Origin of the sequence: Pedobacter suwonensis (genome assembly GCF_007833675.1) — a bacterium.
Lineage (GTDB): Bacteria > Bacteroidota > Bacteroidia > Sphingobacteriales > Sphingobacteriaceae > Pedobacter > Pedobacter suwonensis.
On the sequence record NZ_CP031708.1, the window covers coordinates 697,531 to 709,717 of the forward strand.

At 38.1% G+C, this 12,187-nt stretch carries 13 protein-coding genes; 3 read left to right on the top strand and 10 right to left on the bottom strand.

What is annotated here, in order from left to right; genetic code table 11:
• Positions 1-39: 39 nt before the first annotated feature.
• From DV942_RS02800 to DV942_RS02815, 4 genes are all read right to left on the bottom strand, one after another.
• Positions 40-699: a response regulator transcription factor gene (locus tag DV942_RS02800; protein ID WP_145855140.1), complete on the bottom strand. Its 660-nt coding sequence runs from the start codon at positions 697-699 to the stop codon at positions 40-42.
• Complete coding sequence (locus DV942_RS02805; RefSeq protein WP_145855142.1) at positions 692-1,477, bottom strand: sensor histidine kinase; 786 nt, start codon at positions 1,475-1,477, stop codon at positions 692-694. Before DV942_RS02805 ends, DV942_RS02800 begins: the two co-directional genes overlap by 8 nt.
• Complete coding sequence (locus DV942_RS02810; protein WP_145855144.1) at positions 1,441-2,034, bottom strand: hypothetical protein; 594 nt, start codon at positions 2,032-2,034, stop codon at positions 1,441-1,443. Before DV942_RS02810 ends, DV942_RS02805 begins: the two co-directional genes overlap by 37 nt.
• A 106-nt stretch (positions 2,035-2,140) precedes the next feature.
• The gene (locus DV942_RS02815; RefSeq protein ID WP_145855146.1) at positions 2,141-2,962 is read right to left on the bottom strand and encodes a hypothetical protein; all 822 of its coding nucleotides are present in this window, start codon (positions 2,960-2,962) and stop codon (positions 2,141-2,143) included.
• Between the two features lie 351 nt (positions 2,963-3,313).
• Between DV942_RS02815 and DV942_RS02820 the strand changes: the two genes are divergently transcribed.
• Positions 3,314-3,787 (top strand): hypothetical protein, encoded by a 474-nt coding sequence (locus tag DV942_RS02820; RefSeq protein ID WP_145855148.1) that lies wholly within the window; start codon positions 3,314-3,316, stop codon positions 3,785-3,787.
• 80 nt (positions 3,788-3,867) lie between these two features.
• Here DV942_RS02820 and DV942_RS02825 read toward each other — a convergent pair whose 3' ends face one another.
• Positions 3,868-5,703 (bottom strand): UbiD family decarboxylase, encoded by a 1,836-nt coding sequence (locus tag DV942_RS02825; protein WP_145855151.1) that lies wholly within the window; start codon positions 5,701-5,703, stop codon positions 3,868-3,870.
• 106 nt (positions 5,704-5,809) lie between these two features.
• Positions 5,810-6,289, bottom strand: coding sequence for a Dps family protein (locus tag DV942_RS02830; protein ID WP_090987034.1), 480 nt, complete (start codon positions 6,287-6,289; stop codon positions 5,810-5,812).
• Positions 6,290-6,571: 282 nt separating this feature from the next.
• On the opposite strand from DV942_RS02830, the gene DV942_RS02835 reads away from it, so the two are divergent.
• Positions 6,572-8,101, top strand: a complete 1,530-nt coding sequence (locus tag DV942_RS02835) for a muramidase family protein (RefSeq protein ID WP_145855154.1) — start codon at positions 6,572-6,574, stop codon at positions 8,099-8,101.
• Positions 8,098-8,748 (top strand): uridine kinase family protein, encoded by a 651-nt coding sequence (locus DV942_RS02840; protein WP_145855156.1) that lies wholly within the window; start codon positions 8,098-8,100, stop codon positions 8,746-8,748. Before DV942_RS02835 ends, DV942_RS02840 begins: the two co-directional genes overlap by 4 nt.
• A gap of 171 nt (positions 8,749-8,919) precedes the next feature.
• On the opposite strand, the gene DV942_RS02845 is transcribed toward DV942_RS02840, so the two are convergent.
• From DV942_RS02845 to DV942_RS02860, 4 genes are all read right to left on the bottom strand, one after another.
• Positions 8,920-9,582: a CoA transferase subunit B gene (locus tag DV942_RS02845; protein WP_025142848.1), complete on the bottom strand. Its 663-nt coding sequence runs from the start codon at positions 9,580-9,582 to the stop codon at positions 8,920-8,922.
• Positions 9,582-9,938 (bottom strand): DUF4260 domain-containing protein, encoded by a 357-nt coding sequence (locus tag DV942_RS02850; RefSeq protein WP_145855157.1) that lies wholly within the window; start codon positions 9,936-9,938, stop codon positions 9,582-9,584. Before DV942_RS02850 ends, DV942_RS02845 begins: the two co-directional genes overlap by 1 nt.
• Positions 9,938-10,639 (bottom strand): CoA transferase subunit A, encoded by a 702-nt coding sequence (locus tag DV942_RS02855; RefSeq protein ID WP_145855160.1) that lies wholly within the window; start codon positions 10,637-10,639, stop codon positions 9,938-9,940. Before DV942_RS02855 ends, DV942_RS02850 begins: the two co-directional genes overlap by 1 nt.
• A gap of 296 nt (positions 10,640-10,935) precedes the next feature.
• A complete protein-coding gene (locus DV942_RS02860; RefSeq protein ID WP_145855162.1) occupies positions 10,936-12,024 on the bottom strand; it encodes a PQQ-dependent sugar dehydrogenase in 1,089 nt (362 codons plus the stop codon).
• Positions 12,025-12,187 lie beyond the last annotated feature (163 nt).

A 12,187-nucleotide genomic window follows, 5' to 3' on the forward strand; every position in this document is an offset into this window, starting at 1 on the left:
TTAAATTGTTTTGCTTTACTATGCAACATATCACTCTTTCTAAATTTTAACTATTCCATGCTTTACCGCATACAAAGCCAATCCTGTACGGCTTTTGAGCTGCAGTTTTTCACAAAGTGAATTCCTATACCCATCAATGGTACGCGGACTCACAAACATCTCGGCTGCAATTTCATTATAAGTCTTTTCAGTACAGGTGTATTTTAAAAATTCCATCTCCCGTTCAGTTAATTTTACAAAACCGGATAGCTTTGAACCAGGTGACAAAGCACTCAACGATTGCATGACCTTTCGGGTAACCAGATCATTGTAAAAATAGCCTTTGCTTAATACCTCATCAAAAGCCATTTTAAGTTCTTCAGGTTCAGCATCTTTCAGCACATAACCTTTAGCACCATTGGTAATCATCTTAATGATGGCCGTTTCGGCATCCATTGTACTTAACGCAAGTATATTTACCTCGGGATGATTTCTTTGCAACCATGAAGCCGTGCTGTAGCCATCCATTTCAGGCATATTGATATCTAACAACGCAATGTCTGGTAAACCATATATTTCTAACTGTCTGATAAAATCCTGGCCGTTGGCGGCCTCAAATAAGATATTATAGTCTTGAAAATAGCTGATCAATGCGGCCAATCCTTTTCTAAATAATACATGATCATCAACCAAGGCTATCTGTTTAATCTGGTCAGACATAAGGTATAGTTAAGGTAATTTTTGTTCCATTATTAATCACACTGTCGATTGTCGCTTCTCCCATAATCAATTTAGCACGCTTGACAATATTCAAAAGACCCAATCCGGTATCAATTTTGGCTTTTTCAACGGTGCTAAAACCAATACCGTTATCTGCAATAGTGATGTTTAGCTGTTCTGCAAAATCAAACCCGACCTCTATTTTGGTGGCATGGGCATGCTTTAAAATATTTTGCAAACTCTCCTGTATAATCCTGAAAGTGATTATTTTCTTCTGTTCGGTAATGTGCTGCTCCTTACCGGTTACCTCAACTTTGCTTACAATTGCCCCTGCTCTGCTTATGCGTTGCAGCTCCTGCTCAATGGCCTGCACCAGGCTTAACTCCTGGATGCGGCTCGTACTCAAACTTTTCGCAATATCACGTAAATCGTTTAGCGCATTGCCCACATTCCCTTTAATCTCGGTGACCAAAACTTTATCGCTTACTTCTTTTTTTTCCAGCAAACTTAACTGCAGTTTAGCCAAGCTAAGTAACTGTCCAACATTATCATGTATTTCCTGGCTTATGGTATCAAATGTCTGCTCCTGCATTTCCAAACGCGATTGCAACAACTGTTCGCTGTACTGTTTTTCCATTTCTCCTTTTTCTTTTGCATACTGAAATTTCTTTTTCTGAAAATAGAGCATAAAGAAAACAATCGCACTACTTAGTGCGAAAAAAATAATGATGCTGGGAATAATTACGAAGAGTACTTCTCTGTCTTGATCATTTTGCATAAAAAAGCGTAAGCAAACAGTAAATACATGATGATATTGGTGATTAGATTTAATTTTTTCAGTTTAACCGCTAGCTGCTCATAATTTGCGGTTAAATAATGGAACATTCCCATATAGGGTACAACGCAGGTGTAATACACAATCAGGCCGATAGCCACCCAGAATTCACCTTCGTTTAAAAGTGAAGTTGTTTCGTTTGATGTTAATTTCTCGTAGCAGTAGATAAGCGCAAAAAAAATAATAATTGTTCCGCCAAACACAAAAGAATAGCTACTCCACTGCAATATATTAAAGCAATAAAAACTAAATATATACCAGAGCAACGGGAATATAAACAAGAATAGTTTTATTGCTTTTAGCACGTAGGTATTTTTGACAATCTGCTTGAAGAAATAAGCATAGAACATAAATTCGACCAGAATAAAAAAATTATACTGGGGTAATATATTTCCGTGATAACCAAAATTTTGCCTGAATAAAAACACACTCAATTCCAGCAGAAAAGTATAAGTGCATAACAAAGCAACCGTTTTGAGTTGCCTTGTTATTTTGTTCATTTGGTAAATACCTGTGATGGCGGATACCCCCAGCGAGATAAGATATAGATATTTGAGATACATAAAATTTAAATATATATCTAAAATAAGTATTTACTAATTTATCTTAAACATCAAGTGCAGCTTTATCATCGGTTGATGGCGGTGGAGAGGGATCTCCGGTGTCGAAGGTATCACCCATAAATTTATCTTTAGTTAACTCATACCTATAATTAAACTCTTCACTATCAATATCTTCAATACCAATATCCCTGTTCTTGTTCATAAAGGTAAAACCGATTGTTAGACGCTGTCTTCTATCTTCTGCGCCTGATACCCGTTTAGGAAAAGAATAGGCCAGGTTCGTGTATGATACAAAACGGATACCGAAGCCAGTTACCATACTTCCCGCCTTACCTTTTTGGTATATCATTTCATCACGAGTTTGTATCATCTGCTCCGAACTAAACCACACGTGCTTTGTTTCATGGATAAAATTAGTTCGGTCATTGTCTGATAGGGTTTCAAAAAGAATGTTACGTTTTATATTTTGATAATTATGAACCCAAAGTCTGGCTTGATCCTCCTCAATCTTATCGAAGGTTTTTCCATTGAAAGCGTAATAAGTTTTATCATCAAGATGATTTACGCCATTAGTTTTGACAAAAATGAGTGTAAGTAAGCCACATTTATCTTTATATACATTTCCATCTCTTGATGGAGAGGCAAAATATACTCTCACGCCATCATTCTCCTCAATCCCTTTGGTTAACTTGTTAAAAAAATCAATTGCTGCATCTATATTCACAAAATCAATCTTTCTGGTTTCCTGTTCACCTTCCTGCAAAGATGTAATGACATTCAGTATTGGATACTTGTAATAATTAAACCATAGTTCTCGATAATTACTTTCCTGTTTGGTAACAAATGTTTTTGGTAATGGTTCCATAGCTTTTAATTTAGTTTGAGGTTTATAAATAATTTACACTTAAATATACACGATGAAAATTTGAAATTGAAAATTCTCCAACCATACCTCACTCAGGCAAACAGCATTTCAAAGCCTTAAAAATCAAATTGTAACGCATTTAAACTAAGTATCACATTCTTTAAACCTCTTCTATTTATTTTAAAATACCGCGATTTTACGGTAGGACATTGCGCTTTTCACGCGTACAAATTCGAGCGGTTTCACGCTTGATTTGGATACAATTTCCATGGTAGTTTTGAATGAGCAATTGGTTTAATGGGGAAGCTGAAAACCAAAAAGAGTAGGCACTATAATTAAAAGAATTAAAAAATGAGTTCACTTGGAGAATTAAATCAAAAATTTGACTTAGATGCATTATCAGAACAGTTAAAGGCAACTGTTGACTCAAAAGATCCGGTAGGATATATGCGAAGCAACATTAACTGGGAAATTGATAAAGATTTAGACGACAAACCAAATTTGGATATGGTTGCAAATATGATGAGCGTATCATATTCATCAAATATTGGTTATGAAATGTGGAATCCATTTCGAAGGTTCCTTGAATGGCTGGGCAAAAATAAAACGGCAAGCCAGATAAAAAAAATTCTTTGTAAAATCTATGCTGAGATACAAAAACTGATTGACGAAGAAGCGGGATTGAAAAAAATATTAACTGTTGCATTATCAGCAATAGCGGCTACAATCGGGATAGGTGCAATCAATCCGATGATCCTCACTTTGGTTGTAGGTTTTCTTGCAACAATGATTTTAAAAGGTGCAGCCAATTTTTGTGGTATTTAATTTTTATTTTATTACATCAATTGTAATAAACAACTCTTAAAACCAGGCCTTATACTCGCATAATTAGTAGGATTTTCAGGTTATATCATTCCAAATAACCTTCCACCCTCTTTACCCATCTCATCTATTTTAGCCTCAACCACTGCATCTTTAATCAATTCTGGAGCGTGGTGGGGCTTTTTTCGTGCGTCAATGACCAATGGTCCTTTACAGCCCCAGTGTTTATTAATGGTAAAATCGTTAATGCCGTAAATATCTGCTGCAGGGTTGCTTCTTGTAAAAGTTACCCAAACAAAATTATTAACCGTTGCAGCGGTAAACGATGCGTCATCAGCCAGAATAATTAATGGTAGGCCCGATAAATCCTGATTCATTAGTGCCATGTTTAACATAGCCATTTCAGCAGCCGTTTTCTCCGCATTTTTATACTTATTGCCTTGCAGGACTAAAACCCCTGGCATCGCTATTTGAGATTGATTAAAATCATCACTCAGCCTTAGTCCTTCAGGAATTTTATCCCACAGTCCACGTTTTTTTTCCCCTGCTGCAGCAATAACAACCTTCGATCCACTATTTAATCCGTCGCCACTGTAATCAAGTGTATCAATGGTGGTATTGGTATAAAAATGGATGTCCCTGCTAAAATCTACCCGTTCCAGTACGTGTTTTATAAAATCATCGATATGGTGCGTACTTAAATGCTGATCATCTTCCTGAGCTGCAATAAAAAGATATTTAGCCAGGCTCAACTGGTTTTTACCTAAAATATGATTTGCTATGGTTAAAATCTCCTGCGGCCTTCTCTCTTTTAAGTAAGGTGTGTAACGCTCACTACCTATGGCAAAAAGCAAGGGATGTACACCTGCCGCATCTACTGCATGTACTTCTTTTAAACCGTGTATTTCCTGCGGAATGGCCGAACCTGTAATCTCATGAATTAGTGCGCCAAAGCTGGTATCCTCCTGCGGCGGACGACCAACCACCGTAAATGACCATATGGCATCTTTTTTATGGTACACGTTGTGTACTTTCATTAAAGGAAACGGATGCGTTAAACTATAATATCCCAAATGATCTCCAAAAGGCCCCTCCGGCTTATTTTCATTGGGATAAACGGTTCCTGTGATGATGAAATCAGCATCTGCAGAAATGCAAAAACCCTCATCATCATAAAAATAACGGAAGCGCCTGTTGCCAAGTGCGCCGGCAAAAGTCATTTCAGACAATCCCTCTGGCAAAGGCATTACAGCAGCCAGCGGATGTGATGGCGGGCCACCAACAAAAATACTCACCTTTAAGGGTTGCCCCAGCGCATTGGCTTTCGATTGATGCACGCCTATGCCCCTATGAATCTGATAGTGTAAACCAATTTCCTTATCATGAATATAATCGTTTCCAGCCAGCTGGATCCGGTACATACCTAAATTGGCATTCATTACGCCAGGCTTTTCTATGTCTTCAGTATATACCTGCGGCATGGTAACAAAAGGTCCGCCATCCATAGGCCAGTTCACAATCTGTGGTAACTGACTGATGCTGGTTTTCAGAAACTTACTTTTAGCAGATGGTGTTTTTAGCGGCAGTGCAGATAAAGCTGACATTGCAGAACCGACATATTTGAAAGGATTTTTTAATGCCTTCATGGGGTCGTTCCTCAAGGCAACCAACTGTTGCACTTTGGGTAAGGTATCTCTGAAAATGAACTTTGATCTCTCTAAAGTTCCAAATAAATTGGAAACGGCAGGAAAAGGGCTTCCTTTCACTTTTTCAAATAGAATAGCCGGACCTTTATTTTCGTAAACCCGTAAATGGATCGAGGCCATTTCCAAATAAGGATCTACTTCTTCTTTTATCCTGATCAAATGACCATGCTTTTCGAGATCTGAAACACATGCTGCTAAACTTTTGTATGCCATGTTCAAAGATAAATATTTAGACTTTCTATAAAACAAAAAAGCCTTATATAAGCATATTTTACAATAAATCTACTTATATAAGGCCAATAACCTACTATTTGTAATACTATCTCTTACCAGCGAAAGAACGTAACATCCAGGTATTTTTCTCTTTAAACTGCATAAACTTGTTTACCATGTCGTTGGTTCCGTCGTCACCCGCCTGTTCAGATGCTTCCATTACTTCACGTTCCAACTCGATCAGTGTGGCCATATCGTCTAAAATGGCTTCAACCATATCTAAATCTTTCATGCCAATGGTATCCACTTCCTTGATTTTGGATTCCTTAATGTAATCGGCAAAGCGACTGTGAGGTGGCTTACCTAATGTTAATACACGTTCCGCAATCTCATCAATAGTCAACTGCGCATTGGAATATAATTCTTCGAATTTTACATGAAGCGTAAAAAAATTCTGCCCTTTAATGTTCCAGTGGCAGCCTCTTAATTTTTGATAATGAATATGGTAATTAGCCAGATAATCGTTTAACAGATCTACAACTGGTTTAACTTCTTTTTCATTCAAGCTTATTTCTTTCGCGTCCATTTTATTATGATTTATATTGTTTTTGATGTGAACGTAACAAACGGAATTTATAAAAGTTTGCTCAATTTTGTCTTTTGAACAATACGTTATTTATTCAATCGTTTAATAGCTAATAAATAGCAAAACGAAGATATTACAAATATTTGTAAATGAATAACATAACATTATTGAAAGATTAAAATCATCCTGTTATTAATCGCAAGTCAACCGTTCAACTTAAGATGTTTAGCAATATTATTCGTATAATTGCGCTCCTTGATTTAGAAATTTATATAGAAATAAATGCATAAAATATATTTATCTGCTGTTGTATTATTTGCCTTAAATATTGCAAATGCAAAGGCCAATACAGCGAGAGACTCTATCGGTGTAGAAAACAATAATGGAAAAAAACTCATCGTTCACCAGACTGTAGCAAAAGACACCTATTATTCTATCGGGAGAAGATACAATGTATCTCCGAAGGATATTATGGCTTTTAACAACAATAAATATCTGCAGGTTGGGGCGATTATCAAAGTACCTACCAATATTCCTTTTACGGCTAGCGGATCATCGAATACGGAAACAACTTCTGCAACAACCGGCAACGTAATTGAACACACTATTAAGCCGAAAGAAAACCTGAACATGCTGGCCGAAAAATATGGCACCACCATCAATGAGATTAAGGCATTAAATCAGTTAAAAAGCAACAATTTAAGTATTGGGCAGGTTTTAAAAATACCGGCAAAAAACGGAACGCAGGTTACGGAAGCCGAGCCGCCAGTGAGCCAGCCTGCAACAACCAATACAGCATCAACGGTAAGTAATACGCCTCCGTCCGATCAAACCATGATTGAACACACCGTTGCGGCAAAAGAGTTTTTAGGAAAAATTGCGGAGAAATATGGCACTACCGTTGAAGAAATAAAAAGGGCCAACAATTTGTCAGGCAATAACCTCCGGATTGGGCAGAAGCTTAAAATTCCCGCCACTAAAAATATTGATGAAAATAAAGTAGTAGCGACTGCTGATGAGAAACCGGTACAGGAAAGCAAACCTACCGATGCAGCTGGCACCCATACCGTTTTAAGAAACGAAACGATTTTTACCATTGCCAAGCAGTATGGCGTTACGGCCTACCAACTCAGGAAAATGAACAATCTTACTGATAATGCCATTACCATCGGACAGGTTTTGAAGGTACCTGGAGGAATTATTACAGATGTTCAGGTACCAAAAGAAAAACAGGCTGAAACAACAGCAACAAAAGAAGTTCCTGCGGCCAGCAAGGAAGAAAGTTTTATCCACACCGTAGCTACTGGTGAAAACATTTTTTCCATTGCTAAAAAATATAACCTGACTGCCTATCAGATCAGAACGGCAAATAAATTGGAGGACAATAATATCAAAGTTGATCAGAAACTGATTATTCCTAAGCCGCCACAGCCAAGATCGGTAAATGATTTATCAAAAGAAGAACAGGAAAATGAGCCAGACAGCACCATGGTTAAAGATCCTAAACTCCGCCGCGACCCGAGCGTATACGGCTTAAGCCAGATTGAAGAAAAAGGAACTGCAGTATGGATTGCAGACCAGGATTTAGACGGAACGAAAATGTTGGTTTTACACCGCACAGCACCTGTAGGAAGGGTAATTAAGATTACCAACCCCATGACCAACCGTACTACCTTTGCAAAAGTTGTTGGTAAATTTACAGAAAACGAATCTACAAAAGATGTTATTATTGTGATGACTAAAGCAGTAGCCGATTCGTTGGGAGCTTTAGACAAACGTTTTTTCTGCAATTTAACCTATAGTGCTCAATGATTGTAAACAAAAAACCATTTATAATTGGTATTGCCGGTGGCAGCGGATCGGGCAAAACATTTTTCTTAAACTGCTTTCTCCATCATTTTAAACAGGATGAAGTAACCCTTGTATCGCAGGATGATTATTACATTCCGGCTGGCGATATGACACAGGAAGAAAACAAATTGTACAATTTTGATCTACCCTCAACCATTGATAGCGAACAGTTTTTAAAAGACATTAAACAGCTGATCAACGGCGAAGTGGTTTATAAAAAGGAATACAACTTCAACAATCCACTGGCTGTTGTTAAAATCCTGGAAATCAAATCAGCCCCTATCATTATTGTAGAGGGTCTTTTTATTCTTCACTTTAAAGAAATTGCAGCATTATTGGATCATACTATTTTTGTTGATGCAGATGAGCATATTGCTTTAGACCGCCGTATTAAACGTGATGGTTTGGAACGTGGTTACCCTGAAGATGATGTACTTTACAAATGGCATAACCACGTGGTGCCGGCTTATAAAGAATACCTATTACCTTACCGGGACGAGTGCAATAAGGTAGTGATGAACAATACCAACGAACCCGATGAAATCATTGCCATCACAGAAGATATTTCAAATAATTTAAGGAATAGCGTTCTGGTTGATATACAGTAAATCAAAAAGGAGTCAGGTTTAAGAGCCTGACTCCTTTTTGATTATTATAGTTTTTGTCAGCCTGAGCGGAGTCGAAAACTTGCTGTGATATAATTGAAAGCGTTTCGGCCGGTCCCACCTAAACAAAATGGAAATCATAATCGCCGTAGCTTGTGTCTACCCAACCACTAATTAATCCAGTCTCATTTCAGGGATTTCGCCCTCCACGATTAATCTTCCAGCTGTAGATTGTTGTATAAACTCGATACTTACCCCTGGTGCACGCTCTAAAAGTTTAAAACCACCTTCAGGTAAAATATCCAGCACAGCCAGTTCAGTTACAATTTTTTTGATACATTTTACCCCGGTTAAAGGCAAAGTACACTTTGGCAACAACTTGCTTTCTCCGGCCTTATTAATATGCTGCATGGCTACAATAATATTTTTGGCTGATGCCACTAAATCCATTGCTCCCCCCATTCCCTTCACCATTTTACCCGGAATTTTCCAATTGGCGATATCTCCATTTTCTGATACTTCCATGGCACCTAAAATGGTCAAATCTACTTTTTGTGCGCGGATCATCCCGAAACTCATGGCCGAATCAAAAATAGACGACCCCGGCAAGGTAGTAATGGTTTGTTTTCCCGCATTAATTAAATCGGCATCTTCTTCCCCTTCAAAAGGGAACGGTCCCATACCCAATAAGCCGTTTTCTGATTGCAATACGACGTTAATTCCCTTTGGAATATAATTGGCCACCAGCGTAGGTATGCCGATGCCCAGGTTAACATAGTAACCGTCTTTTATTTCTTTAGCGATGCGCTGTGCGATCTCTTCTTTTGAAAATGCCATTATTTATTTTTTCCGATTAAGCCTAAATGTGTGTGATTAAATGCATCGCTATATTTTAAACCATAGCCCAGCGCCCTATCCATACTGGAATGAGCAAACAATATGATGCCCGATAACTGCAATGCCGGCACCTTATAATAAAATCCGATCAGGAAAGTTAGAATTGCAATTGCTTTATGGTGAAATAAATTATAACACCACGCCCCTACTTTTGAACCTGCCAGATACCCCAACATGCTTAAATCTGGGACAAGTAATAGTGCCGGAAATACCCACCATTGAAAGGATAGCTTTGAAAAGGCAAATACTGCCAGCAGAAACATGCCGATTTCTTCAATTGCAATGATTTTTTTCACTACGATTTTGTTCTTACAGTTCGTTGTTCAATTCTTTTCTCATAATCTCTACCCTGAAAAATGCGATGTACATAAATGCCAGGGGTATGAATATAATCAGGATCCAACTCACCTGCTTCTACCAGTTCTTCCACCTCAGCGATGGTAATCTTACCTGCCATAGCCATTACCGGATTGAAATTTCTGCTGGTAGACCTAAAGATCAGATTCCCTGCGGTATCTCCTTTCCAGGCTTTTACAATAGCAAAATCCGCATCAAATGCATATTCCATTAAATAATCCTTGCCATCAAAATTACGGACTTCCTTACCTTCTGCCACTTCTGTGCCTACACCTGCAGGAGTAAAAATTGCGGGCATCCCGTATCCTGCAGCCAGGCAGCGGGTAGCCAAAGTGCCTTGTGGAATAAGCTCTACCTCTAGTTCGCCACTCAACAATTGACGTTCAAATTCCGCATTTTCGCCTACATAAGATGAAATCATTTTTTTAACCTGCCGTTGTTTCAGCATCAAACCAATACCAAAATCATCAACACCAGCATTGTTAGAAATACAAGTGAGGTTTTTTACCTGCTTGTTTACCAGCGCCTGAATACAATTTTCCGGAATCCCACAAAGCCCGAAACCACCGAGCATAAGGGTTGTACCATCTGATATATCTTTGATAGCCTCTTCAGCACCAGATACCACTTTATTTATCATTTTATGAATTTTTGGTTAGTTCGCTAAATTACAAATTGCCATCAAAAATGTAGCATTTAAAAATTTTAAATCAATCAGGAATGCAAATTGATTGGAATTAATCTAAATAACCCTTAACTTTGTGGTGAAATGATTGACGAGAGAGAAGAAAATACATTCATATTGCCCACCGACCCTGAATTTCAAAAGGGAATGGGCTTCATTTTCAGTTGTACTGCTGAGCATAAAAAATGTTGCGAAAAATTTAAAAAAGGTAAACGTTGTAAGAAGTGTCCCGGCAACAAAAAGAAATAGGTTTATTTCGCTATTTCTACAATCTTATCATCACTTCCATTACTGGTGCAGATATAGAGTTTTCCTTCCGGTGATTGACAAACAGCCCTTACCCTGCCATAGGTGTTAACGTAAAAATCTTTAGTTTCAATAATTTTAGCCTGCGCATCATCTAATTTCAATTGCATTAATTTTGTGCCCTTTAGTACCGCCAACAATAAAGAATTTTTAAACTGCGGGATATAGTTGTTATTATAATAGGTTAAACCACTTGGCGCAATAGTTGGTGTCCAATTGATTAACGGTTCTGCTACGTTATTAGAGCTGCAAAAAGACTGCTCTCCGCTTTCGTTACAGAATCCCTTTATATTGGGCCATCCGTAATTTCTTCCTTTTTCAATAACATTAATTTCGTCATCAGAATCAGGTCCATGTTCAGAAGAGAAAATTTTATTACCTACCTGGGTCAGTCCCTGCGGATTTCTGTGGCCTAAAGACCAAACCGGATTATTTGGATAAGGATTATCGGCGGGAATAGAGCCATCTAAATTTATTCTTAAAATTTTACCTGCTAAAGAATTAATGTTTTGGGGAAGATTAGTATCAGCAGCGTCACCCGTACTGATATACAGTTTACCTCCGCTGATCAACAAGCGGGAACCGTTATGGATAGAAGCAGCAGGAATCTGATCCAGTAAAACCTTTGGACTCGTTAAATTTCCACCGGCATAGGTATAGCGCACTACTTTAGCACTATAGGTACTTCCATAACCATAAATTACATAAACAAAAGGATTGCTTGCAAAATCGGGATGCAATGTCATTCCAAGCAAACCACCTTCTCCATTGGTGCGTACTTCGGTTATGGTTAGCAAAGCTGTTACCTGGCCTGTAACAGGATTTAACCGGCTGATTTTACCTGCCTTTTCCGTAAACCAGATAAAATTATCGGGACCATATACCATTTCCCAGGGCAGGTTCAGTCCTGATACAATTACCTTCGATTTTAATTCTGCATCCGGCAGGTTACCTTGATCTTCATTACCATTGTCCGTTTTCTTGCAAGTTGCGGTAAGCAATACCACAAAAAGGCAGAGTAATACTTTTTTCATAGCGTAACATTTTAAAAACAACACAGTTACGGCTATAAAGTTTTGTGTGCCGTCAGGTGTCTCCATCTGACAGGCTAAATTGAAGAGCGAATATGACAGTAATTTAGAAAGAGATTGGCAAACAGGATTTTTCTCAGTGTCGGATGTTACCATCCGACACCAC